Below are 23,929 nucleotides of genomic sequence, written 5' to 3' on the forward strand. Positions count from 1 at the left end.
AGGATACGGAACATGAAGCAGATGATCGCCGCCCGCGCCTACGCATCGGGCGAACTCAAGCTTGAAACGGTGGACGTGCCCGTGCCGGGCCCGGGCGAGGTGCTGGTCCGCGTGGCCTGCGCGGGCATCGCGCCCGGCATCACCAAGCTGTTGGCCAAGGGGCGCTTTCGCCACTTGCCGACCACGCTCGGCCACGAGATCGCCGGCTTGGTGGCCGAGGCCGGCGCCGGCGTCGATCCGGCCCTGGCCGGCCGGCGCGTGCGCGTGTCGCCCAGCCTGACCTGCGGGCGCTGCGAATACTGCCTGACCGGGCGCGAGCCCATGTGCGCGTCCACCGCGATGATCGGGCACGCGGCCTTCGGCACCGGCCCCATGCCGCTGTACGAGCGCTATCACGACGGCGGCCTGGCCGAATACGTGCGCGTGCCGGCCACGCATGTCGACCTGTTGCCGGACAACGTAAGCTTCGACGTGGGCGCCAAGCTGCACGACCTGGGCAATGCCGTGCGCGCGCTGCGGCAGACCGGCATGCCGGCCTCCGGCCGGCTGGTCATCACCGCCGCCACCGGCACCATGGGCACGGCCTCGATCAAGTTCGCCCGCTTCTTCGGCGCGCGCGAACTGGTGCTGGTCGGACGCTCCGGCGCGCGCCTGGAAGCCCTGCGCCCGCTGGCGGGCGACCTGCCCGTGCGGACCGTGGCCCTGGAGGATCTGCCGGGCTGGGAAGACAGCGGAGGCCTGACGCGGCGCCTGGGCGAACTGCTGCCCCACGGGGCCGACGCGATACTGGATTTCTTTCCCTCGGGTCCGGGCACCGCGCAGGCCATGGCGGCCCTGGGCACGGGCGGCGCGCTGGTCCACATGGGCGGCAATACGTCCATGCTGCCCTTCTCGATCCGCGACATGATGCATCACTGCTGGCGCTTCGTCGGCACCCGCTCCTGCACGAAGGAGGACACGGACCTGGTGCTGGATCTGCTGGCCTCGGGCCAGGCCGCCGCCGACGATCTCATCACCCACCGCTTCCCGCTGTCGCGGCTGGCCGAGGCCATGGAAGCCACCGGCAGCCGCAAGGAACCGATCTGGATGGCCATCGTGCATCCGGACGCCGCGTGATCCCTTTTTCCTGGCCCGCCATGACCGATACCCCGACGATGCATCCCTACCGCCGCTTTTCCCTGGCCGAACGCGACCGCCGATGGAAGGCGGTACGCCGGCGCATGGCCGAGGAAGGCCTGGCCGCCATCATCGCCCCGCCCAACCCGGGCAACTCCACCGACTGGCAGGCCGACGCCCGCTACCTGTCCCATTGCGGGGGCGGGGCCGACACGTCCATAGGCGTGGTCTTTCCGCTGGAAGGCGAGGTCACCGTCGTCGCCACCTCGGCGCAGGAGAGGTGGGGGCCGCTGGTGCAGGACTGGGTGGCGGACGTGCGCACCGTCAACCGGCAGTTCGGCGCCGCCATGGGCGAGCGGCTGCGTGAACTGGGGCTGGACGGGCAGCGCATCGGCGTCAGCGGGCTGGTCGGCGGCACCCGGACCCCCGAGGGCACCATCATGCACGGCACCTACGAGGCGCTGGCCCGCGCGGTGCCGCGCGCGAGCTTCGTCGAGGCCGGCGAACTGATGCAGGACGTGCGCGAGATCAAGAGCCAGGAAGAGATCGACGTCCTGCAATGCTCCATCGACCTGGTCGAACGCGCGCTGGAGGCGCAGCTGGCCGCGGCCCAGCCCGGGGTGCCGGACTACGTCGTCTGGGCCGAGACCATGCACGCCATGTTCCGCCGGGGCTCGGAGCTGTCGGTGCATTTCAACTGGATCAGCGGCGATAATCCCGGCCGCACGCTCACGCGGCCCACCGCCCGGCCGCTGCGTGAGGGCGACCTGATCCTGGGCGAGATCGAGGCCTCGGTCATCGGCTACCGCGCCCAGCGCCTGCCGGTGGTGGCGGTGAACAAGTGCCCTCCCGTCATCCGCGACCTGTCGGCCATCCATGGCGACATGTACGCCGAACTGCTCGAGGTGCTGCGCGCCGGCGCCACCGTGCGCGAGGCGATCGCCGCGACGGTGGACATCACGCGCCGCATCGCGCCGCGCAGCGGTCCGCTGGCCGGGCTCAAGGCCTTGCTCATCCTGCACGGCCGGGGGCTGGGCGATGACCGGCCGCTGGTGCTGACCAAGCTTGGCGGCGATTCCTTCTACGGCGCGACCGAGCGCGCCATGGAGGCGGTGTTCCCCGAGAACGGCGTCTATATCTGCAAGCCCGCGATCTCCACCGCCGACGGCGTGTTCCAGTTCGCCTGGGGCGACACGGTGCGCGTTGCCGAAGGCGGCGCGCGGCGCATGGGCAAGATGCCCCACGGCGTGCAGGTCTCGGAGCCCGGGTCGTTCGCCGACTGGCCCACCGACGTCACGGTGCTGGGAGGGGCGTAGGCCGGCCCGCCATGGTCCGGGGAATGCGCTACGATGGGCGCGGCCAAAAGGGCATCCCACCGGAGCGGGCATGGAGAACAATACGCCGATCGACCCCTACCGCAAGATCAGCGCGCGCATCATCCCCCTGATGATGCTGCTGTACCTGATGGCCTTCCTGGACCGGGTGAACATCAGCTTCGCCGCGCTGACGATGAACCAGGACCTGGGCTTCACGCCCACCATCTTCGGCTGGGGGGCCGGCATCTTCTTCATCGGCTACTTCCTGTTCGAGGTCCCGAGCAACGTCATTCTTGAGAAGGTCGGCGCGCGCCTGTGGATCGCGCGGATCATGGTCACCTGGGGCCTGATCTCGGCGGCCATGGCCTTCGTGTCGGGCACCGCGAGCTTTCTTACGCTGCGCTTCCTGCTCGGGGTGGCCGAAGCGGGGTTCCTGCCCGGCATGCTGCTCTATCTGACGTACTGGTTCCCGGCCCGGCACCGCGCGAAGTTCATTGCCCTGTTCATGGCGGCGGTGCCGCTGGCCAGCGCGATCGGTTCGCCCATCTCCGGCCTGCTGGTAGGCATGGACGACGTGATGGGGCTCAAGGGCTGGCAATGGCTGTTCATCCTGGAAGGGCTGCCCTCGTGCGTGCTCGGCATCGTGGTCCTGTTCGCGCTGCCGGACCGCCCGGCCACCGCGGGATGGTTGACGCCGCGCGAACGCGAGATCGTCCAGGCCGATCTGGCGCAGGACCGGCAGGCCGCTTCCGGCCGCAGCCACCACGCCATGTGGCCGGCCCTGGTGGATCGCCGCGTGCTGGTGCTGTGCGGCGTGTACTTCGGCATCGTCATCGGGCTGTACGGCATCGGCCTGTGGCTGCCGCAGATCGCCAAGGCGATGGGCTACTCGAATGCCGCGGTCGGTTTCATCGTCGCCGCGCCCTATGCCGTCAGCGCGGCCGCCATGCTGGCCTGGGGACGCCGCAGCGACCGGCGCGGCGAACGCGCCGGCCACGTCGCGGCCGCGGCCCTCGTCAGCGTCGCCGGCCTGCTCGCCAGCCTCTACTTCAGCACGCCGTGGATCGCGCTGTGCTGCCTGGGCCTGGCCTCGGTCGGCATCTATGCCTGCCTGGGGCCGTTCTGGGCCATGCCGCCGCTGTTCCTGCAAGGCACGGCCGCGGCGGGCGGCATCGCGCTGATCAACTCGGTGGGCAATCTGGGTGGTTTTGCCGGCCCCTACCTGATGGGCTGGATCAAGGAGACCACCGGCAGCTTCTCGCTGGGCATGGCTGCCCTGGCCGGCTGCCTGGGCGTGGCCGCGATACTGGCGCTGTCGCTGAAACGGGAAATGCGGGCGATGCGCGAGACCGCCGCGCGCATCGCGGAACCCGGCTAGTCTCGGTTGCTGCGGACCAGGCAGTACGCGGCGGTGTCGTAGGGAACGGTCACGACGTCGCGGCCGCGCAGTTCGGGCTCGGCGTCGATCAAGGCCCGCAGCCGATCATCCACCCCGGCCCGCTGCGCTGGCGGCAGTGCCGAAATGAAGCTGGTGGAGCGCACCCGGTTCAGGATGACGTCTTCCGGGGATCCGGTGTGGCCGTTGGCATAGTGCCGCTCGTCCATGGGGCCGAAGCCCGGATGGGGCAAGGCCTGGCGCCAGGCGCCGGTGTAGTAGCGCGGTGCGTCGCCCTCGAATTCGTTGACGATGCGGTCGATCCCCGCCACCCAGGGGACGCGCGCGTCGCGCATGTTCCAGACCAGCCCCAGCCGGCCGCCGGGTTTCAGCACGCGATGGATCTCGTCCAGGGCCTCGGCCGTGGCGAACCAGTGGAAGGCCTGCGCGCACACGACCACGTCGACGCTGGCATCGGGCAGCGGGATGGCGTCGGCCGTGCCGACCAGCGGGCGTACGCCGGGATGGGCCGCCGCCAGTTTGTCCAGCATCGCGGCCACCGGTTCCACGGCGATCACGTCGGCGCCGGTGGCAAGCAGGCGGGGCGTGAATTTGCCGGTGCCCGCGCCCAGGTCCAGCACGGTGGAGCCGGCGTGCAAGCCCAGCGTGTCGCGCAGCCATTCGGCGATCTCGGGCGGATAGTCGGGACGCCCGCGGACGTAGGTGTCGGCCCCTTTGGTATAGCCGTCGACGGCCGAGTGGTGGATGGAGCGCGTGCTGTCCATGTGTTCTCTCCAGTGAAGCGCGGGGGCGATCTGTTTTACCATGCGCGTTTGCCGGACAAGGAGGCCGCATGCAGGAAATCAGTTGGGACGACTTCATGAAGGTCGAACTGCGCGTGGGCCGCGTGGTCAGCGCCGAGGTGTTCGCCCAGGCGCGCAAACCCGCCTATGTGCTGCACGTGGATTTCGGCCAGGAACTGGGCGTGCGCAAGTCCAGCGCGCAAATCACCCACCACTACCGGCCGGACGAACTGGTGGGCCGGCTGGTGGTGGCGGTGGTCAACTTCCCCCGCAAGCAGATCGGACCGCTGATGTCGGAGTGCCTCGTGACGGGTTTCCATGACGAAAACGGCCACGTCGCCCTGTGCGTGCCGGACAAGGACGTGCCGCCGGGCACGCGCCTGCTCTAGCCTGCCGCATCGCCGCGCCGGGCGAGCCATTCCGCGCGCGTGATCTCCCAGATCTCGCTGGGCAGCCTGCCCGACACGTAGCCGCGCTCCTCGGTGGCGACCATGCGCATGCCGCCGCGCGCCGAGATCCGGCTGGACGCGATGTTGGCCGCGGCCTTGGGTACGCGCAGCCTGGGTTTGCCCAGCACGTCGAACCAGTAGGCGGTGACCGCTTCGGCGGCTTCCGTCATCAAGCCCCGGCCTTGCCATTCCGGCACGATCCAGAAGCCGCGGTTGTTGTCCGGGTCGTCCATCAGGCTGATCACGCCGATCAGCCGGCCGGGCTCCTGCCTGGGCCGCAGGCTCCAGTGCCACTCGCGGCCCTGCGCCATGGCCGGCAGCGCCGCATCGCGCAGGAACGCGAGCGCGCCGTCCTCGGGATAGGGCCAGGGGACGCGGTCGGCCAGGAAACGCACGATTTCCCAGCGCGCGAAGGCGTGCTGGATGGCCGGGGCATCGGCCAGCGCCAGGGGCCGCAGCAGGAGGCGCGGGGTGGCAAGGTCGGGAACGGACACGGCCTACTCCTGCGCCCCGGGCTTCCAGCCCATGGAGCGCGATACGCCCCGGGTTTCCTCGACCAGCGCCGCGGCGATCTCGGCGGCGCCGGGCACGATCGCCTGGCCCGGCGGTTCGCGGAAGATCAGCGTGATGACGGTGGATGGCGCGCCCTGGTAGTCGAGGATGGGCGCGGCCAGGGCCGACAGGTTGCTGACGTAGTGGCCGTGGCCTTCGGCATGGCCCCGCGCGCGCACGGCCTGGCACATCCGGTCCAGGTCCGCGGTGCTGATGCGCTCGCCGCGCGCCTTGGCGCGCGCGACTTCTTTCTGGATGAAGGGTTTGGTGATGGCCGGCGGAAGATGGGCCATGAAGGCGATGCCCGAGGCCGAGGTAAGGACCGGAAACACCGATCCCAGGCCGAGGTCGGTGCCTATCAGGACAGTGCTGCGCTTGAGCCGCACGCAGGTCGGCCCCGACTCGCCCCACACGCACAGCAGGCCCGTCAGGTCCAGGCGTGTACAGATGCGGTCCAGGGCCTGCGAGGCCAGCGTGAAAGCGTCTGTCTTGGTCATGGCCGATACGCCCCAGCGCATTGCCTGCGGCCCCAGGCCGTAGTGGCCGGTGGCCGGATCCTGCACCACCAGTCCCGACCTGGCGAAGCTGGTCAGGTAGCGGTGCGCCTGGCTGGCCGAGATGCCGGCGTCCTTGCCGATGTCGCGCAGCGGCAGGGAGCCGGTGGCCGCCGAGAGCGCGTCGATGACCCGTACGCCCACTTCGATGGACTGGATGCCTTTCTTCTCGCGCACGGCGGGTGCCGTGGCACGCTTGGACGGTGTCGACGCGGACATGCGGGCCAACCTGTCAGGTCGTGGACGGGGTCATGGCGATCCGTGCAGGGCACGTTCGACCGCGGCTTCGGCATGCAGCCGGGTGGTGTCGTAGCAGGCGAGCGGCGGCGCCGCGCCGTCCAGCAGCAGCGGCAGTTCGGTGCACCCGACGACGACCGCCTGCAGGCCGGCGAGCCGCATTCCATCGATGACGGCCAGCACGCGCCGGCGCGAAGCCGGGTCGACGCGGCCGCGCGTCAGTTCGTCCACGATGATGGCGTCGATGGCCGCGCAGTCTTCGGCAGACGGCGGGACCAGTTCGATGCCGTGATGGTCCCGGTACCAGTCCGTGTAGAAAGGCGACTGGGTGACGTGGCGGGTGCCGAGCAGGCCGGCGCGGCGTACGCCGGCGGTTCGCAGCGCCGTGGCGGTGGGAGTGCCGATGTGCAGCAGAGGCAGGCCGACGCCGCCTTCGACCTCATCGGCGAAGCGATGGGCGGTGTTGGCCGTCAGCAGGAAAAAGCCGGCGCCGGCCCGCGCCAGCCGCTGGCCGGCCTGGACCAGCGCGCCGCCCACGTCGGCCCAGCGGCCTTCGGCGCCCGCCTGCAACAGCGGTTCGAAGTCCAGTGTGACGAGGATGCTTTCGGCGTTGTGGTGGCCGCCGGCGCGGCGCTGCATGGCTTCGTTGATCAGCCGGTAGTACAGGGCCGACGATTCCCAGCTCATGCCGCCTATGAGCCCGATCAGCTGTGTTTGTGGCATGGATCACAGTTCCCCGATATGGCGGGGCCGAAATTCGTGAAATTGTATTATGAACAATATGTTGGATATTGTGCAAAATCAACACCGCACATAGAGTCGAAGCGCGATGAACACGAGCAGTCACGGCATCGGAGAACTCGATCAGCTGCTGACCTACGTGACCGGCCTGGATGCCGCCAGCTCCCTGAGCCCGGCCTTCGATATCTTGCCCACCCCGATGCGGGGGAAATCCTCGACGAATACGACCTCGCGCGGCACCTTGTATTTCGCCAGCTCCCGCCGGCATACCTCGATGATGGCGTCGGCCAGCCCCGTGACGCCGCCATCCGCCGGCAGCCGCACGAAGGCGATGGGAACTTCGCCGTAGGCGGCATCGGGCCGGCCGACCACGGCCACTTCGCTCACCCGGGCCACGGTCCGGATGACCCGCTCTATCTCGGCCGCCGAGACGCCTTCGCCGCCGACCTTGAGCAAGTCCTTGGCGCGGTCGCCGAACTGGATCGAGCCGTCTTCATGCAGCAGCACGCTGTCGCCCGTCCTGAAGTAGCCGTCATCGTCGAAGGCGTCCCGCGTCGCTTGGGCATTGCCGAAGTACTCGGCGAAAAGGGTGACCCCCCGTATGCCCCGGACAAGAAGATTGCCACGTTCGCCGGGCCGGCAGTCGCGGCCCCGGTCATCGACGATGCGCACGCCGTAGCCGGCGGATGGGCGGCCGATGGCGCCCGGCCGCGGGGGCGACCACGGATCGGTGACGATGCCCTGCGCGACCATTTCGGTCATGCCCCACGCCCCCATCATCCTCATGCCGAAATGGGCCTCGTGCTCGGGCAGCCACAGCGCATTGCACCATTGCCGGAAGGCGTGGCCGGGGGGAACGGGCATGCCCGCCAGCACGTTGGCGCTGAAGATGACGTGAGACCCCACGGTGCTGCGATGCTCGAGCGCGACCGGCCAATAGCGGCTGGCCGAGAAGCGGGGCTGCAGGACGATGCTGGCGCCGGCCCAGAGCGCGGGAAAGACTGACCACGACAGGCCGACCACGTGGAACAGCGGCAGGAAGACCTGAAAGACGTCGTCGCCACGCAGGCCTTGCTGCATGGCGCCGAGCCTGCCGGCCCACAGGGCGTTGGCATGCGTCCACGCCACGCCCTTGGGGCGCGAGGTGGTCCCGCTCGTAAACAGCACGGACAGCGGCGCGGACGCGTCGGGCGGGCGTTGCGGCGCGGGCGTGGCCAGCAGCGCGGCATGACGCTCGTCCGGCCGCGGCACGGTGGTGGCGTCGGCGGGCTGTCCGGCATCGTCGTCGGTGATCGCCAGCCATTTCAAACCGGGGCAATGGCCGCGGATCTTTTCCGCGAATTTCGGATGTGTGACGGCCCCGCAGGCTTGCGTCAGTTCGGCGAAATAGGCCAGTTCCGGTCCGGCGGCCATGGCATTGGTGGGAACACAGACGGCGCCCAGATGCGCGCAGGCGAAATACGTCAGCAGGAATTCCGGGCAGTTCTCCAGATGCATCAGGACGCGGTCGCCGGCGCGCACGCCGCGCCTGTCCAGTCCGCCCGCCAGCGAGGCGACCTGTCCGGCGAACTCGGCGTAGGTCCAGGTGCGAGATACGCCGGGCTCAGGCGCCCAGGTCAGGAACGGGCGCCCGGGCCGCTCGGCCGCCTTCCTGCGGAGCAACGCGGCCAGATCGTGGCCGGTGAATTGAAGCAGAGCGTCCTGGTGTGTCATGGCGGGGGATCCCACGAACCGTGCTCGAGCCAATGCTCGAGCATCCATAGGCGGTCCACCCCCCAGAGGGGCTGGCCGTCGACGATGAAGAAGGGCACGCCGAACACCCCCTGGGCGACAGCGTGGTCCACCTCTTCCCTGAGAGCGGCCTTGATGCCTGGAGATTGCATGCCTTGGCCCAGCGCCTCGGTATCCACGCCCAGCGATGCCGCTTCCTCCAGGACCGCTTCGGCGGTGGAGATGTCTTCCCCCTTGGCCCAAAGCCTGGCGCAGATGGCGCGTGCAAAGAGCGCCGCCCGCGCGGAATCGTGCCGCTTCAGCCAGAGGAAGGCGCGCAGCGCGCGGATGGGCGATACGTCGGGATGGCGCAGTTCGCATATCGGCACGCCCAGCAGACGCGCCATGCGGTGCTTGTCCAGCCGGGAATAGTCGGCCTTGAGCGGTGTCGCGGGAACCGGCTTCAGTCCCATCACCTGCAGTACCGTGACGCTCAGAAGCACCGGCCGCCAGTCCACCTGCCTGCCATGGCGCGCCGCCAGTGTCTCGATTTGGGTCGAAGCCAGGTAGCCGTATGGAGAGATCGGATCGAAGTAGAAGGCGATGGGAGACGTCCGATCCATGCCTACAACTTCTCGATGCCGGCCGCCTTCACGATGCCGCTCCATCGCGTCAGTTCGCTGGAGATCAGACGCGAGAATTCCGCGGCCGTGCTGGTTTCCGGGTCCAACCCCATGGCGGCATACCGCTGGCGCACGTCCGGCAGCGCGATGACGCGGTGCACTTCGCGCTGGAGGCGTTCCACGATGGCCGGCGGCGTGCCGGCGGGTGCCAGCAATCCCTGCCACAATTGCACGTCCAGGCCCTTCAGTCCCAGGCTGGTAAAGGTCGGCACGCCCGGAAACGAGGGATGTTCGGCATGCGAGGTGATCGCTACCGCCTTGAGCTTGCCTGTCTTCAGGCCGGCGCCGATGGAGATCGAGTCGGAAATGGTTGCCAGCACGTCGTTGGCGATGGCGGCATTGACCGCGTCGGTGCTGCCCTTGTAAAGGATTTCCTGGAACCGGGAACCCGCCTGCAGGTTGAGCTGTTCGCCGATCAGGCGAAACGGCGCGGCCGCGGACGAATAATTGGCTTTTTCGGGGTGCGCCTTCGCATAGGCCAGCAGCTCGGGCAGGCTCTGGGCGGGCCCGCTCTTGTTGACGGCCACCAGCACCGGCAGCGACGCGACCAGCGAGATCGGGGAGAAATCCTTGGCGGCGTCGTACTTCACTTCCTTGTACAACGCGGGATTGATCGCGAGCGCGCCGCTGGCGCCCAGCAGGATGGTGTAACCGTCGGGCGCTGCGCGAGCCACATACTCGGTCGCGATCATCGAGGCGGCGCCTGGGCGGTTCTCGACCACCACTTGCACCCCCAGTCCTTCGGACATTTTCTGGGCCAGCACGCGGGCCAGGATGTCGCTGCCTCCGCCCGCGGTATAGCCCACCACGAGGCGTACCGGCCGCGTGGGGTAGTCGTTTCCGAAGGCGGGACCGTGTACGAATGCGGCGAGCACGACGGCCCCCGCCGACAGGCGTTTGCAAGGCATGGTGTCTCCTGAGTCATTGGCCGCTTCTGCTGGGCTGGCCGATCACTGGCAGGGACAATATAAGGCTTCCTTACAATGTACGTAACGAGGGGGAACCCTAGCTCGGCTACATCTTCAACGCCCGGCCCTGCAGCTTGTCGACGACGCGGAACAGCGTCGCGCGTTCCTGCGCCGACAGGTCCGCCAGCAGGTCTTCCTGGAATTCCAGGGCCACCGGCACGATGGCCCAGTAGACCTCTTCACCCGCATCGGTCAGGTCCAGGAAGGCTTCGCGCCTGTCGTTTTCGTTGGGCCGCCGCTGGATCAGTCCGGCCGCTTCGAGATCGGCGATCGCGCGCGACACCATGACCTTGGTCATGCGGGTCTTGGCGCAGATGTCGCGCGCCGTCATCGCGCCGTGTTCCTCTTGCGTGCCGCGCTTTTCTCCCAGGAAGGAAATCACGCGCCAGCGCGGACCGTCGATGCCGAAGCGTTCGGAGTACGCCGCATAGCTGCGCGCGAAGCGGTCGGCGACCAGGCTGGACAGCATGTTCAGCCGGTAGGGCAGGAAGGCGTCGAGGCGCAGGGAGTGGTGTTCGCCCGCCGGGCGAGGGGAAGCGGATGTCGATCGCTTGATGGCCATGGGGACGAAGCTGGAGTCTGGGTGCCGAAGGGCGAATTCTAGCCCTCTTGCCGGGGCGGACGCAGGCACGGTACGCATCGGCCTGCGGGTTTTGCCTAGTCGAGGGACTGTCGAAAATCGCTTGACTTGGTTTCATAAGAAACCAATACTACCGAAAATTGGTTTCGTAAGAAACTAATTGCGGCGGATGGACCGCATATCGATTCTTGATGGAGTGTCCAGCATGGCATCGACCGAAGGCATATCGGGCAGCGGCGCGCGATATGACTCCCTTTACTTCGACTATGTGCATCATCCCTTCGAGCCTCCCGCGGAAATGCGCGGGGAAGCGCCGGTGCACCAGGTGGTCGTGGCCGGCGCCGGACCCGTCGGCCTGACCGTGGCGCTGGAGCTTGCCCGGCGCGGCATCGAGGTGGTGGTGCTGGAGGAGGACGACACCGTCAACCGGGGCAGCCGGGCGGTGGGTACCGCGCGGCGCAGCCTGGAGATCTTCGAGCGCATCGGCGCGGGCACGCGTTTCGTCGAGACCGGCGTGTCGTGGAAGGGTGGCCGCAGTTATTACCGGGACAAGCTGGTGCTGGATTTCCAGGTGCAGCAGGATCCCCGGCTCAAGCATCCGCCCATGGTGTCGCTGGCGCAGTGCCACGTCGAGCAGTACCTGTACGAGGCGCTGCGCGCCTATCCCAACGTGTCTCTGCGCTGGTCGTCGCGCGTGGAGCAGGTCGAGCAGGACGGCGAACGGGTGACCGCCCGGGTCCATACGCCGTCCGGATCCTACGCGCTGCATGCGCGGTGGCTGGTGGCCTGCGACGGCGGCCGCAGCGCGGTGCGTCGCTCGCTGGGCAAGGAACTGCGGGGCAGCGTGTACGAAGGCCGCTACCTGATCGTCGACATCCAGATGCGCAGCAAGGAGCCGCCCGGCCGGCGCGTCTGGTTCGATGCGCCGGCGTTCCCCGGGGCGACCATCATCATGCACAAGCAGCCTTTCGACATCTGGCGCATCGACTATCAGTTGCTGCCCGAAGAGGACCTGGAACAGGAGATCCAGCCCCAGCGGGTGCGCCAGCGGGTGACGGAGTTCCTGACGTCGATAGGCGAGACGGCCGATTGGGAGATCGACTGGATCAGCCCGTACCGCGCGCACAGCCTGACCCTGGACGACTACCGCGACGGCCGGGTGCTGTTCGCCGGCGACGCCGCGCACCTGGTGCCCATCTTCGGCGCGCGGGGCATGAACGGCGGGGTGGACGACGCGCACAACCTGGGTTGGAAGCTGGCCGGCGTGGCGGCGGGGCATGCCACGCCGGCCTTGCTGGATACCTATTCGATCGAACGCGTGGACGCGGCCAGGCAGAACATGGCGCTGGCGGAGAAAAGCACGCGCTTCATGACGCCCCCCACGCGCGGGCATGCCGTCATGCAGGAAGCGGTGCTGTCGTTGGCGGTCAGCGAGCCCTTCGTGCGCGAGCTGATCAATCCGCGCCAGGTGACGGAACTGCGCATGACCGGGTCGGCGCTGCGCCTGCCCGACGACGGTTCGTTCGGCCACGGCCCCGCGCCCGGCGCGGTCTGCCCGAACCTGCCGTGCGGCGCCTCGGCCGGCGGGCCGGTCTTCCTGCACGACAGGCTGGGCCGGGATTTCACGCTGCTGGTGTTCGGCGACGGCGGATTGGCCGGCAAGTCGCGGCGCCTGGACGCGCTGCGGATCTCGATGGAGATGCCGTTCGGCCTGGATGCCGTCGCGGTCGACGATGTCGAGGCCGCCGGGGCGTTCGACGCGAGGCCGGGTACGGCCTATCTCGTCCGGCCCGATGGACACGTGATGGCGCGGTGGCGCGCCTGGGAACCCGAAACGGTGCTGCCGTGCCTCGCGCGCGCGGTGCAGGGTAAAGAGGAGACCGTACATGCTGGTTGAACAGACATTGCCCGCTGGGCTGCTTGAACGCAATTGGGAGGCGCTGGCCGTCGCGTTGAACGAGGCCGGTCCGGACAAGGAGGCGGTCTTCCTGGCCAAGGTCGCCCTGGCGCTGTCGTCCATGCTGCCCGATCCGGGCCGGCTGGCGCAGGTCATCGAGGTCGCGCTGCGCGACCTGCGGCACGGGGAGCGGGCATGAGCGCGCCCGCCCGGCCGCCCGAAGGGCGCGCGACCTCCCCGGGGGAGGATGTCGCGCAGCGACAGGAGGGCAGTCCAGTGAGCACGGGCGACAAACGCATCGCCATCGCCGGCGCCGGCATAGGCGGCCTGGCGGCCGGGCTGGCCCTGCTCAAGCAGGGCTTCGACGTGGACATCTACGAGCAGGCGGCCGAGCTGGGCGAGGTGGGCGCCGGGGTGCAGATCAGCCCCAACGGCACGCGGCTGCTCCAGGCCTGGGGGCTGGGCGACGCCATGTTCGAGCTGGGCACCCAGACCAAGGGCAAGGAGATCCGCGTCTGGAACACCGCGGACGCCAACCGCTACCTGGAACTGGGCGCCGCGTCGGTCTCGAAGTACGGCGCGCCCTACCTGACGTTCCACCGCGCCGACCTGCATGCGCTGCTGCTGGATGCCGTGCGCAGGGAAAAGCGCGACGCCATTCACCTGAACGCCGCCTTCGCGTCGCTGGAGACGGCGGACGGTGGGGCGCAGATGCGCCTGGCCTCGGGCCGGACCGTCCGGGCCGACGTGCTGATCGGCGCCGACGGCGTCCATTCCAAGGTGCGCCAGTCGCTGTTCGGCGCGGACCGGCCGCGCTTCACGGGCTGCATGGCCTGGCGCGGCCTGATCGAGGCGGACCGCCTGCCGGCATCGATCAACCGCACGGGCGGCGTGTCGTGGCTGGGGCCGACCGCGCACGTGCTGACCTATCCGATCCGCAAGGGGCGGATGCTGAATTTCATCGGCATGGTGGACCGCGCGGACTGGACGGTCGAGTCTTGGAACGCGCGCGGCACGATAGAGGAATGCCTGAGGGATTTCCAGGGCTGGCACGAGGACGTGATCGCCATGATCGAACGCATCGAGGTGCCCTACAAGTGGGCCCTGATCGTGCGCGACACCCTGCCCGTCTGGGTGCGGGGGCACGTGGCCCTGCTGGGCGATGCCTGCCACAGCACGCTGCCCTTCATGGCCCAGGGCGCCAACATGGCGCTGGAAGACGCCATGGTGCTGGGCCGTTGCCTGCGGCGCACGCCCGGCGACCTCCCCGCCGCGCTGGCCTCGTACGAACGCATGCGGGTCGAGCGGACCACGAGGATCGTGAACGAATCGGCGGCCCAGATCACGCGCGTGCATGCGCCCGTGCTGGCCGAGGCCGGCAGCGCGCGGGACCACATCCAGCGCGAGTGGGAGCCGCACCGCGTCGAGGACCGCTACGACTGGGTCTATGGCTATGACGCCATCGAACAGCCTTTCGCCTAGGAGCCCCGCCATGTCTTCTTGCGCCGCCGACGACCTTGCCATACGAAGCCTGCGGCAGCGATGGGCCTTCCATCGCGACCAGGGCGATTTCGCCGGCATGGCCGGCTGCTTCCATCCGGAGGCGACGGCCAGTATCTCGTGGTTCAACGGCAAGGTCGCGGACCTGGTGCCGCTGCTGGTGGCCAGCGACGCGGCGCGCAAGCCCGGCGAACACGGTAAGCACTGGGTCGGGAACTGCCGCGTGGACCAGCGCGGCGACCGGGCCTTGCTGGAGTCCGACATGGCCATCCTGATCCGCGAATACATCGACGGACAGTTGTTCGACTACACCGGCCACTGCCGCTTCCTCGACCAGGTGGAACGGCGCGCGGGCAGGTGGGGCATCCTGCACTGGACGGCGATCTTCGACAAGGACCGGCTCGATCCGGCGCAGGGCGAGGCGCCCGCGTGGCTGCGCGAGGTCGACCTGGCCACCCCGGATGCCGGGCTGGCCTTCATGCGCCTGCGGCAACGCAGGAAGGGCCGCGACGTGCCCGCCTCCACGGTGGTGGGCGGCGGCGAGGCCGAGCGGCAATTGCGGCGCGGTGCCTGGGCCTGGCTGGAGCGGCGCGATGGCCAGTGAACATTCTCCATTGAAAGGTGAGTCCCGCACGATGAATCCTTCCACTCTCTGGTACACCCGCTGCCCGGTGCCGACGGCGTTCGGCATCGCCGTCGAACGGGGTTTCCTGGATGCCGAACTGGCGCGCGACGGCATCGTGGCGCGGTCGCTCGCATCGAGCACCGACAACCAGGTCAGGCAGTCGCACTTCCATCATTCCCAGCCCAACTCGTTCCGCCACGGCGGCAACGGACCGCCGCTGGTGACCCGTTCGCGCGGCGGCCGGGTCAAGCTGATCGGGCTGTCGTGGAACGACAGCATCAAGCCCATGCTGGTCATGCCCGACAGCGGCATCGCCTCGGTGCGCGCGCTTGCCGGCAGGAAGGTGTCGCTGCCGATACGCGCCGGCGATTCCATCGATTTCTGGAAGGCCTCGTCGCTGCGCGGCACCGAGCTCGCGCTGGCGCAGGAGGGCATGACCATGGACGACGTGGCGATGACCCCGGTCTCGACCAACCGGACGTTCATGGACGGGGCGACGGCCTCCACCGCCCAGACGGCCACCCTCTGGGGCGCGCACTGCATGCTGGGCCATCAGCGCGAGGAAGCCTTCGCGCTGGTCCGCGGCGAGGTGGACGCGCTGTACAGCCAGGGCGCGATCGCCGCCGTGGTGATGGGGTTCACCGGCGCGGTCGCCATCGCCGATGCGGCCTCCAGCCCCGACCTGGCCGGCCGCGTGAACAACGACGCGCCGCTGGCCTTGACCGTGAGCGAGGACCTGCTGGCCGAACAGCCGGAACTGGTGGCGCGCTGCGTGGCCGCCGTCCTGCGCGCGGCAGCCTGGGCGTCGGCCAACGAGCGCGAGGCCAAGCGCGTCATCGCCGCCGACACCGGCCTGCCCGAAGAACTCGTGGACGCCGCCTTCCCGCAAGACGTGCATCGCCAGCTCGAGGTCGACCTGCGGCCCGAGTGGGTGGAGGCGCTGCGGGTGCAGCACGACCACCTCCTGCGGCACGGCTTCCTGGCCGCGCCCGTCGCCTTCGAGGATTTCGTCGACCACGGTCCGCTGCGCCGCGCCCGGGAAATACTGGCCGGCGAAGCGGCCGTGCCCCTGTGAACACGAGAAAGGAGACCGCCATGCCTGAAGAATTCACCCGCTTCCTGACCCTGTTCGACCGGCTGGTCCGCTACTCCGACGACTGGGTGGCGCGCATGGATGCCGGCAAGATGGACTGGGCGCCGATCGAGAACGACAGCACCCGCTTCGGCACGCGGGTGTCGCGCATCACGGTGCGCAGCCTGCTGATCCATACGGTGCTGGCCGAACGCAACTGGGTGCGCGCCATCCCGGCCTGCGAATCCGGGGGCGTCATTCCCCTGCCCAACGATCCCGCCGCCGCGGCCCGTTTCGACGGCACGGACCTGCGCGCGACGGCGCTCGCCCTGCACGAGGAAAATCTCGCGGCGCTGGGCCGCTACACGCCGGCCGAGCTTGGCAAAAAGGTCCACTTCGTCGGCCGGGAATGGTCAGGCATGGGGCTGCTGTGGGGCATGTACGCCCATCGCGCCTTCCACGTGGGCAACATCGATATCTACTTGCGGCAGAGCGACGTGGTGGGGCCCGAGTTCTTCGAGTTTAATCCCGCCATCATGGCCTGACGCCGTTCACTTTCCTTCTCTTGCGATCCTGACCCATGACGACTCCCCCCCTACGCATCGCGGGCCTGTGCGGCAGCCTGCGCAAAGCCTCCTACAACCGGCAGGCCCTTGAGGCCGCGGGCAGCCTCATGCCGGCCGGCATGGAACTGTCGGTGCTCGACATCCGGGACTTTCCCATGTTCGACGCCGACGTCCTGGCCGCCGGCATGCCCGACGCGGTCCGGAAGGCGCGCGATGCCGTGCGCGGCGCCGATGCGGTGCTGATCGCCAGCCCGGAATACAACTTCTCGGTGTCCGGCGTCCTGAAGAACGCGATCGACTGGATCTCGCGGGGCGACGACCAGCCTTTCGCCGGCAAGCCGGTCGCCATCCTCAGCGCCACCCAGGGGCCGCTGGGCGGCGCGCGTTCGCAGTACGACCTGCGCAAGATCATGGTCTTCCTGGATGCGCTGGTGCTGAACAAGCCCGAGATATTCATCGGCATGGCGCCGGCCAAGTTCGATGCGGCCGGCGCGCTGACCGACGCGCCCACCCGGGAAATCCTGGGCCGGCAGATGGCGGCCCTGGAGAAATTCGTGCAGTTCGTGCGGCGCGGACGAGCCCAGCCCTGAGGGGCGAACGGCGTCCAGACATATTCCAACCGGAGAATGGCGATGTTCGGATTGATGAAGCGGTTGCTGCAGATCGGGGGCATTGCGATGGTGGGCCTGGCCTCCCCCGGCGTTCATGCACAGGGGTTCCCGGCCAAGCCTTTGCGGTGGATCGTCGGCTACCCAGCCGGCGGGGGCAGCGACAACGCGGTGCGGATATTGGCGGCCAGGCTGGCCGAGAAACTCGGGCAGCCCGTCATCGTCGAGAACCACCCCGGCGCGGCCACCATCGTCGCGGCCGAAACGGCGGCGAAATCGCCACCGGACGGCCATACGCTGTTCTCGGTCGACAACGGCACGGTCGTCTTCAACCCCCTGCTCTACAAGAAGCTGCCCTACGACCCGTCGCGCGACTTCGCGCCGGTGGCCCTGTACGGCAAGTTTCCGCTGCTGCTGGTGGTGAATCCGCAGGTGGTGCCGGCGGACTCGGTCGCATCGCTGGTGCGCCTGGCCAAGGCCGCGGGAGGAGCCATGGGCTATGCCTCGCCCGGCCTGGGCAGTCCGCAGCACCTGGCGGGCGAACTGTTCAAGGAAATGACCGGCGCGCCGCTGCTGCACGTACCCTACAAGGGCACCGCGCCGCTGACCCAGGACCTGCTGGGCGGCCACATCGGCGTCTCCTTCATAGGCGTGCCCAGCGGCATGCGGCAGGTCCAGGCGGGCAAGCTGCGCGCGCTGGGCGTGGCCGAGGCGGCCCGCCTGCCCTCGTTGCCGGAGATCCCGACGCTGGCCGAGGCCGGGGCGGGAGACATCGTGGCCTATGCCTGGCAGGGCGTGGTCGTGCCGGCGGGAACCCCCGCGGCCACCGTGGATAAGTTGTCGGCCGCCCTGCAAGCCATCGTGAAGAACCCGGATGTTCAGACGCGCCTGCGCGAGATCGGCGTCGAGCCGCTGGAGGGCGGGAAGGCCGAGATGGCGGCCTTGACCGCCGGCGACCTGAAGCGCTGGGGGGACGTGATCCGGAAGCGGGGCATCACGCTGGAGCAGTAGCAGGCCGGAGACCTGTATACAGATTTTCCACAGATGAAGGCGTGCCCCAGTGTTATCGGGCAAAAATACTAGGGTTTTCCCGCTATTTCCCTTGTTTTGAATCCGGAGCAAAATCAACCTGTATACAGATTTGATGATGCTCCGTTCCTCGCATGCGCCCAGCCGCTGCCACGGGCCGGGCTCCTGGAGGAAGACCATGTTTCTGAAGAACACCTGGTACGTCGCCTGTACCCCCGATGAAATCGCCGAAAAGCCGCTGGGTCGCCAGATCTGCGGTGAACGCATGGTCTTCTACCGGGGCCAGGACGGCAAGGTGTCCGCGCTGGAAGACTTCTGCCCCCATCGCGGCGCGCCGTTGTCGCTCGGTTTCATCGACAAGGGCGAACTGGTGTGTGGCTATCACGGCCTGCGTATGAATCCGGACGGCACCTGCGCCGGTATGACCGGGCAGCGCGTGCGCGCTTTCCCCAGCATCCGCAGCTACCCGGCCGTGGAACGCTACGGCTTCATCTGGGTATGGCCGGGCGACGCCGAACTGGCCGATCCCGCCAGGATCCATCACCTGGAGTGGGCCGAAAGCCCGGACTGGGCCTACGGCGGCGGGCTGTACCACATCCATTGCGACTACCGCCTCATGATCGACAACCTCATGGACCTCACCCATGAGACCTACGTCCACGCCAGCAGCATCGGCCAGGCCGAGATCGAAGAATCGGCGCCCTCCACCAAGACCATCGGCGACGAGGTCGTGACCAGCCGCCACATGGAGAACATCAAGGCGCCCCCCTTCTGGGCCGCCGCGCTGCGCGGCAACGGCCTGGCCGACGACGTGCCGTGCGACCGCTGGCAGATCTGCCGCTTCACGCCGCCCAGCCACGTGCTGATCGAAGTGGGCGTGGCGCACGCCGGCAAGGGTGGCTACCACGCGCCGGCCGAGTCCAAGGCCTCCAGCATCGTGGTCGACTTCATCACCCCCGAGACCGAAACCTCGATCTGGTACTTCTGGGGCATGGCCCGCAACTTCAAGCCCAACGACGAACAGCTCACGGCCACCATCCGCGAAGGCCAGGGCAAGATCTTCGGCGAGGACCTGGACATGCTGGAGGCGCAGCAGCGCAACCTGACCGAGAACCCGGGCCGCAAGATCCTGAAGCTCAACATCGATTCGGGCGGCGTGCAGTCGCGCGTCGTGCTCGATCGCCTGCTGGCCGCGGAAGCCGCCGAGCGGGCCAGCCGCGTCGCGGCATCCGCCGAAGCGGCAACGGCGCAGGCCGCCGCGGCGGGTTGAAGGGTAGTCAGGCGGACGCTTGCTCCGCCACGGGCAGCGGCTGCACCGCCAGCCGCAACCCCATCGCCCTCAGTATGGCCGTCACGCTGCTCAAGGCCGGGTTGCCAGTGGGCGAGAGCGTGCGATAGAGCTGGGTCGGATTCAGCCGTGCCTGGCGGGCCACGGCCTGCACGCCTCCGAACGCCTGTGCGAGCTGGCGCAGCACGATCAGCAACTCGGCCTGGTCGCCATCCTTCAGGATGTCGTTGATGACTTCCAGTGCCAGCGCCGGGTCGCTGCGGTACAGCTCCGCCATTGCGTCGTCATGGGGCCTGCTTTTCATGGTTGCCTCGTCGTTTCCAGTCCTGCCAGCAGTCAACCGCTCGATCGATGTCCGACCGCTGTGTGGATTTGTTGCCGCCGGATAGCAGCAGTACTACATGCGAGCCGGACAACGCGTAGTAAAGGCGGTAGCCGGGCCCCACATCGATTCGCAATTCCCAGACGCCGTCGCGGCAGAACCTATGGTCGCCGAAGTTCCCCTGTTCGATGCGTACCACTCGCCGGATGATAGCGACTTTGGTTGGGTTGTCACGCAGGCGGCGCAGCCAATCGATGTAGAGATCCTTGCCTTCGCCAGCGGTCAGGTAGTGCTCGATCCGATACACGATATTTTCGTTTATAGACGAATTTTCAGTCAATAGGAATGAACGTTCCTTGTCCGATAGTCCCTGGTATGACTGCGTCACGAAATACGTAGTAGGAGCTTTTCAGCCTTGCCCCACAAAAAAGTGCCGGTGTCAAGTCTTTCGCGCAAATCACGCAGGGCTTGAAACCGTATATGGGACAGTAGGTTAGCTCTTTTCGGGGCCGCTTTGCAGAACCGCGGCTTCGTCGGCTAGGAGCCACATAAGAGCGTCGGGAGAGAAAGCCGCATCGCACCGTGTCGTGCTGGATTGCCGAGGAACGGCGGGCCTGTCGCGTCATCATAGCCCAAGAGGCTTGGCGGCATCCAGAATGAAGAACGCGCAGCCGGTGGCTGCGCGTTCGATGGATGCCGTTGGTATGTGACGCCATCATGTCGGCTTCGATGGCGCGCTCCGGGTCGCCGTGCCCTTCCTGAATCCCCGATCCCCCGCCATGAACGCCTCCAGCATGTGCGGGATCAATTTCTCTGCATCGACCGCCTCGCCATACGCCTGCGCGTGCAGCGAGGCGTAGCGGTCGAGGTCGGCTTTCAGGCTTGCCGGGCAGGCGAAGGTCAGCTTGACACTCTCGGTCTTGGGCAGAGGCCCGAGCCGCAGCTTCTTGGTCGTGGTCATTGCGAAGCTCCCCGGTTAAAGAACAGGGGCTGGTACGGCCGCAGCACCAGATCCCGGTTGACGATGATCCGCACCGGCAACCCTGGCCGCGCCGTCAGTGTCGGCTGGATGTTCATGTTGCGGCGGGTGATCTCCTGGCCGACCTGGTTGATGCTGTCTTGCGCGCTATCGCGCCCGGCGATCACGATGCGGTTGCCATCCTGGCGATTCTCCGGCGCGGCCAGCTCGGCGCCTACGCCCAGCAGCGTCGTCAGCACCGCGCCCGAGACGATGCGCTTCCAATGCCAGTCCACGTCGTCCTCCAGGCCGGCGTAGCCCGCTGAATCGGTGCCCACAAGGTTGTCGAGCGTCAGCGATGAGGTATCCGGCAGGATGACCCGGTTCCACACTATCTGCACGCGGCTCTGCCCATAGCTGACCTGGCTGTTGTACTTGCCCAGGATGCGCGAGCCCTGCGGGATCAGCAGGAACTTGCCCGTGGCCGTGTCATAGACCGGCTCCGTGACAGTGGCGATCACGTCGCCCGGCAAGTCCGACTTCATGCCAGTCACCAGCGCGCCCGCGATCACGGTTCCGGCCATCACCTGATAGGGCGACGCCGGCAGCGCCAGATTGCCGGAATTGCGGGTTTCCGTAGAGCCGGCTTTCAGGAACGCCTCTTTCTGGTCTTGCCGGTTCTGTACGGCGGTCGGGTCGGCAGGCTGCGTCGCCACCGATGCCGGCCCGGCCGCGAGTGGGTCGAAGGCCGCGAGCGCGCTTGCACCACCAGGCGCACCCGGTGTCGCCTGCGCCACGGTCGCGGCGGCTTGGCCTTGGCCGCCCGAGCGGAAGAACACCGACGAAGCCGCAGCGGCTTCCGCCTCTTTGCGCAAGGCATCGTTGGGGTCGTGGCCGGGGGCCGCGTAAGCGGCCACGGCCGGCTGCTGCGAGTTCACGATGGCAGGGCCGAGGTCGCCCGGCAGCGGCGGCCCCAGCTCGGGCACCTTCGGCGGCAGCTTCGAGTAGTCGGCCGGCAGACCGTCCAGCCCTTCGGACTTCGAGACGCGATCGACGTTGTATAGCTCGGTCTGTTCGCCTGCGCTGCGCCGCTGCGGTTGCAGCGACCAGATCGTGGCCCCGAGCACGGCGACCGACAGGCCGCCGACAAGGACGGCCAGCGTGCGCCGGTTCAGGCGCGTGACCGGACGCGGCTGGGCGCGCAGCGTCACCGACTCGGGCGCGACCTTGCCCGCCTGTGGCGTGTCGAGGTCGGGGGTGTCGTCCTGGCTCATGGTCAGTCCCTCCGCGCCACGCCGTCCGTGCGCTCGATTCGCACCACGTCGCCCTTGTCACCGCCCAAGCGCAGTTCGGCCGCGCCGAACAGCCGATCCACGATGTAGTACGGCGAGCGGAAGCGGTAGTTCACCAGTTGCCCATCGCCCTGCGCACCGATGACAAAAAGCGGCGGCAGCTCGCCTTGCGCGATGCCGGCGGGGAACTGGATATAGACCTTCTGCCCGTCGTCGAAGGCGCGCAACGGCTTCCACGGCGGATTGCTGCCGCTGATCGCGTAGCGGAAGCGCAGGTTCTCCAGCGACAAGCCGGAGTCCACCGGCGCAGCGGCGCTAGCGGCCTGTGCCTGGCGCTGCAAGGCCAGCATCCGGTCGCGCGGGTACTCCCAGGACACCGATGCCATCCACGTCTTTTCCGTCGAAGCCAGCTCCAGCAGGTACGTCCTGCGGCTGGTGGTGATGACGAGATTGGTCTTGAGGCCCGAGCGAATCGGCTTGACCAGCACGTTCACGCGCAGATCGGCACCGCTGCCGCTGGACGTGTCGCCCACGATCCAGCGCACGGTATCGCCGGCGGCCACCGTCACCAGTTCCTCGCCCGGCTGGAGCGAAACGACGGTCACGCGGCCCACGGCCGCATAGACCTGATACAGCGCGCCATCGGTGAAGGGCCACACCTGAATCGCGTTGACGTAGCCCTCGCGCGTGGGCGCGACGCGGGCCTCGGCATTGGCGCGCGAGACGCGCACCGTCTCGTCGGCCGGCTCCGGCGTGGGCTTGGCGTCCTCGGCTTCGGGCAATGGCTTCAACTGCGCCGGCATCGGCAGCACCTCGGGCACGGCCACCACCTCCACCGGCGCGGGCGGTTCGGGCAGCGGCTGGGCCTGCACCGGCTCATCGAGCGAGATGGTCGGCGGTGGCTTGCCCTGCGTGGCGCAGCCCGCCAGGGCAAGCAAGATCACCGGCAAGGCGGATTTACGGAAAAGATCATTCATGGCTTGGCTCCTTCGGAAGAATCCAGTTCGCGGCTCCACGACAGGCCGTTGACGTAGATGCCCAGGGGGTTCTTGCGCAGGCGTTCTTCGGTGCGCGGCGGCTGGAGCACGATGGACACCACGGCCGTCCACCGCTCCAAGCCCGCCGCGGCGCCGTTGACGTAGCGGCGTTCCGTCCAGCGCACGTTGAAAGACGTGTCGCTGGCGCGCACGACGCTGGTGATCTGCACCGTCACCGACTCCTTGCCGATGCGCGCGAACGGGTCGTTGACCCGTGCGTAGTCGTTGAGCACGGCCGCGCCCTTGTCGGTCGTGTAGTCGTAGGCGTCCAGCCAGTTCTGGCGGACGACGATGGGGTCGATGGACAGCGAGCGCACCAGCGTCACGAAGCGCGCGATGTGGTGCGCGGTCTGCGCATCGTTGGGCCGGTATGGCGTGGCGGCTTCGCCCACGGCGCGTACCTGGCCCGTGTTGTCCACCTCCACGACGTAGGGCGTCACGATGGATTGCGCCGAGCGCCACACCAAGCCGCCGGCCATCAGCAGTGCAAGCGTCAGGCAGCCGAAGGCCATCAGGCGCCAGTTCTTCGCCTGGACGCGCGGCGAGCCGATGCGCTTGTCCCACACCTGGCCGGCAGCTTGGTACGGCGTGGCAGGCTGCGGCGTGTCGGCGTAGCGCACCTGCGGTTTCTTGAATCGCATGGTCAGTTCT

Annotated in this window: 27 protein-coding genes; 13 read left to right on the top strand and 14 right to left on the bottom strand. The window is 68.3% G+C overall.

Translation table 11 applies throughout. From position 1 onward, the window contains the following. Window positions 1–12 precede the first annotated feature (12 nt). The 3 genes from EV675_RS05165 (at window position 13) to EV675_RS05175 (ending at window position 3,810) form a co-directional block, all read left to right on the top strand. Window positions 13–1,116, top strand: coding sequence for an alcohol dehydrogenase catalytic domain-containing protein (locus EV675_RS05165; protein WP_130356308.1), 1,104 nt, complete (start codon window positions 13–15; stop codon window positions 1,114–1,116). Next, the gene (locus EV675_RS05170) at window positions 1,113–2,432 is read left to right on the top strand and encodes a M24 family metallopeptidase (RefSeq protein WP_130356309.1); all 1,320 of its coding nucleotides are present in this window, start codon (window positions 1,113–1,115) and stop codon (window positions 2,430–2,432) included. Before EV675_RS05165 ends, EV675_RS05170 begins: the two co-directional genes overlap by 4 nt. A 70-nt stretch (window positions 2,433–2,502) precedes the next feature. Further along, entirely contained in the window at window positions 2,503–3,810 is a 1,308-nt protein-coding gene (locus tag EV675_RS05175; protein WP_130356310.1) for an MFS transporter, read from the top strand. Here EV675_RS05175 and EV675_RS05180 read toward each other — a convergent pair. Then, entirely contained in the window at window positions 3,807–4,592 is a 786-nt protein-coding gene (locus EV675_RS05180; RefSeq protein ID WP_130356311.1) for a class I SAM-dependent methyltransferase, read from the bottom strand. The genes EV675_RS05175 and EV675_RS05180 overlap by 4 nt on opposite strands. A 68-nt stretch (window positions 4,593–4,660) precedes the next feature. Between EV675_RS05180 and EV675_RS05185 the strand changes: the two genes are divergently transcribed. Then, the gene (locus EV675_RS05185; RefSeq protein WP_130356312.1) at window positions 4,661–4,999 is read left to right on the top strand and encodes a tRNA-binding protein; all 339 of its coding nucleotides are present in this window, start codon (window positions 4,661–4,663) and stop codon (window positions 4,997–4,999) included. On the opposite strand, the gene EV675_RS05190 is transcribed toward EV675_RS05185, so the two are convergent. The 7 genes from EV675_RS05190 to EV675_RS05220 all read right to left on the bottom strand — a co-directional run bounded on the left by EV675_RS05190 (window position 4,996) and on the right by EV675_RS05220 (window position 11,066). Then, window positions 4,996–5,553, bottom strand: a complete 558-nt coding sequence (locus EV675_RS05190) for a GNAT family N-acetyltransferase (RefSeq protein WP_130356313.1) — start codon at window positions 5,551–5,553, stop codon at window positions 4,996–4,998. The genes EV675_RS05185 and EV675_RS05190 overlap by 4 nt on opposite strands. Before the next feature lie 3 nt (window positions 5,554–5,556). Beyond that, window positions 5,557–6,384 carry an IclR family transcriptional regulator gene (locus EV675_RS05195; RefSeq protein WP_130356314.1) on the bottom strand — a complete coding sequence of 276 codons (828 nt, stop codon included), beginning with the start codon at window positions 6,382–6,384 and terminating at the stop codon, window positions 5,557–5,559. A gap of 30 nt (window positions 6,385–6,414) precedes the next feature. Beyond that, window positions 6,415–7,125, bottom strand: a complete 711-nt coding sequence (locus tag EV675_RS05200; protein WP_130356315.1) for an aspartate/glutamate racemase family protein — start codon at window positions 7,123–7,125, stop codon at window positions 6,415–6,417. Window positions 7,126–7,278: 153 nt separating this feature from the next. Further along, window positions 7,279–8,856 carry a class I adenylate-forming enzyme family protein gene (locus EV675_RS05205; RefSeq protein ID WP_165404441.1) on the bottom strand — a complete coding sequence of 526 codons (1,578 nt, stop codon included), beginning with the start codon at window positions 8,854–8,856 and terminating at the stop codon, window positions 7,279–7,281. Then, window positions 8,853–9,476, bottom strand: a complete 624-nt coding sequence (locus tag EV675_RS05210) for a 2-hydroxychromene-2-carboxylate isomerase (RefSeq protein WP_130356317.1) — start codon at window positions 9,474–9,476, stop codon at window positions 8,853–8,855. Before EV675_RS05210 ends, EV675_RS05205 begins: the two co-directional genes overlap by 4 nt. A 2-nt stretch (window positions 9,477–9,478) precedes the next feature. Beyond that, window positions 9,479–10,444, bottom strand: a complete 966-nt coding sequence (locus EV675_RS05215) for a Bug family tripartite tricarboxylate transporter substrate binding protein (RefSeq protein ID WP_130356318.1) — start codon at window positions 10,442–10,444, stop codon at window positions 9,479–9,481. A 106-nt stretch (window positions 10,445–10,550) separates the two neighbouring features. Next, the gene (locus EV675_RS05220; protein WP_165404442.1) at window positions 10,551–11,066 is read right to left on the bottom strand and encodes a MarR family winged helix-turn-helix transcriptional regulator; all 516 of its coding nucleotides are present in this window, start codon (window positions 11,064–11,066) and stop codon (window positions 10,551–10,553) included. A gap of 223 nt (window positions 11,067–11,289) precedes the next feature. Between EV675_RS05220 and EV675_RS05225 the strand changes: the two genes are divergently transcribed. The 9 genes from EV675_RS05225 to EV675_RS05265 all read left to right on the top strand — a co-directional run bounded on the left by EV675_RS05225 (window position 11,290) and on the right by EV675_RS05265 (window position 19,651). After that, complete coding sequence (locus tag EV675_RS05225) at window positions 11,290–12,981, top strand: FAD-dependent oxidoreductase (RefSeq protein ID WP_165404443.1); 1,692 nt, start codon at window positions 11,290–11,292, stop codon at window positions 12,979–12,981. Continuing rightward, window positions 12,971–13,180: a DUF2783 domain-containing protein gene (locus EV675_RS05230; protein ID WP_130356321.1), complete on the top strand. Its 210-nt coding sequence runs from the start codon at window positions 12,971–12,973 to the stop codon at window positions 13,178–13,180. Before EV675_RS05225 ends, EV675_RS05230 begins: the two co-directional genes overlap by 11 nt. After that, complete coding sequence (locus EV675_RS05235) at window positions 13,177–14,463, top strand: FAD-dependent monooxygenase (RefSeq protein WP_130356322.1); 1,287 nt, start codon at window positions 13,177–13,179, stop codon at window positions 14,461–14,463. Before EV675_RS05230 ends, EV675_RS05235 begins: the two co-directional genes overlap by 4 nt. Before the next feature lie 10 nt (window positions 14,464–14,473). Continuing rightward, window positions 14,474–15,085, top strand: coding sequence for a nuclear transport factor 2 family protein (locus EV675_RS05240; protein WP_165404444.1), 612 nt, complete (start codon window positions 14,474–14,476; stop codon window positions 15,083–15,085). Between the two features lie 31 nt (window positions 15,086–15,116). After that, window positions 15,117–16,181, top strand: coding sequence for an ABC transporter substrate-binding protein (locus EV675_RS05245; protein WP_165404445.1), 1,065 nt, complete (start codon window positions 15,117–15,119; stop codon window positions 16,179–16,181). A 20-nt stretch (window positions 16,182–16,201) separates the two neighbouring features. Further along, window positions 16,202–16,723: a DinB family protein gene (locus tag EV675_RS05250; protein ID WP_130356325.1), complete on the top strand. Its 522-nt coding sequence runs from the start codon at window positions 16,202–16,204 to the stop codon at window positions 16,721–16,723. 35 nt (window positions 16,724–16,758) lie between these two features. Then, window positions 16,759–17,334, top strand: a complete 576-nt coding sequence (locus EV675_RS05255) for an NADPH-dependent FMN reductase (RefSeq protein WP_130356326.1) — start codon at window positions 16,759–16,761, stop codon at window positions 17,332–17,334. 42 nt (window positions 17,335–17,376) lie between these two features. Next, window positions 17,377–18,363, top strand: a complete 987-nt coding sequence (locus EV675_RS05260) for a Bug family tripartite tricarboxylate transporter substrate binding protein (protein WP_165404446.1) — start codon at window positions 17,377–17,379, stop codon at window positions 18,361–18,363. 196 nt (window positions 18,364–18,559) lie between these two features. Beyond that, window positions 18,560–19,651 carry an aromatic ring-hydroxylating oxygenase subunit alpha gene (locus EV675_RS05265; protein WP_130356328.1) on the top strand — a complete coding sequence of 364 codons (1,092 nt, stop codon included), beginning with the start codon at window positions 18,560–18,562 and terminating at the stop codon, window positions 19,649–19,651. Between the two features lie 7 nt (window positions 19,652–19,658). On the opposite strand, the gene EV675_RS05270 is transcribed toward EV675_RS05265, so the two are convergent. The 6 genes from EV675_RS05270 to trbF form a co-directional block, all read right to left on the bottom strand. Beyond that, window positions 19,659–19,973 (bottom strand): helix-turn-helix domain-containing transcriptional regulator, encoded by a 315-nt coding sequence (locus EV675_RS05270; RefSeq protein ID WP_130356329.1) that lies wholly within the window; start codon window positions 19,971–19,973, stop codon window positions 19,659–19,661. Then, the gene (locus EV675_RS05275; protein ID WP_130356330.1) at window positions 19,954–20,298 is read right to left on the bottom strand and encodes a type II toxin-antitoxin system RelE/ParE family toxin; all 345 of its coding nucleotides are present in this window, start codon (window positions 20,296–20,298) and stop codon (window positions 19,954–19,956) included. Before EV675_RS05275 ends, EV675_RS05270 begins: the two co-directional genes overlap by 20 nt. Before the next feature lie 408 nt (window positions 20,299–20,706). Then, the gene (locus EV675_RS05280) at window positions 20,707–20,952 is read right to left on the bottom strand and encodes a DUF2274 domain-containing protein (RefSeq protein WP_033990732.1); all 246 of its coding nucleotides are present in this window, start codon (window positions 20,950–20,952) and stop codon (window positions 20,707–20,709) included. Continuing rightward, window positions 20,949–22,223: a TraB/TrbI/VirB10 family type IV secretion system protein gene (locus EV675_RS05285; RefSeq protein ID WP_033990734.1), complete on the bottom strand. Its 1,275-nt coding sequence runs from the start codon at window positions 22,221–22,223 to the stop codon at window positions 20,949–20,951. The genes EV675_RS05280 and EV675_RS05285 overlap by 4 nt, the downstream gene beginning before the upstream one ends. A 2-nt stretch (window positions 22,224–22,225) precedes the next feature. Then, window positions 22,226–23,218, bottom strand: coding sequence for a P-type conjugative transfer protein TrbG (trbG, locus tag EV675_RS05290; protein WP_033990735.1), 993 nt, complete (start codon window positions 23,216–23,218; stop codon window positions 22,226–22,228). Beyond that, window positions 23,215–23,919 (bottom strand): conjugal transfer protein TrbF, encoded by a 705-nt coding sequence (gene trbF / locus EV675_RS05295; protein ID WP_033990737.1) that lies wholly within the window; start codon window positions 23,917–23,919, stop codon window positions 23,215–23,217. Before trbF ends, trbG begins: the two co-directional genes overlap by 4 nt. Between the last annotated feature and the right edge of the window lie 10 nt (window positions 23,920–23,929).

It is taken from the genome of Pigmentiphaga kullae (assembly GCF_004216695.1).
GTDB lineage: Bacteria > Pseudomonadota > Gammaproteobacteria > Burkholderiales > Burkholderiaceae_B > Pigmentiphaga > Pigmentiphaga kullae.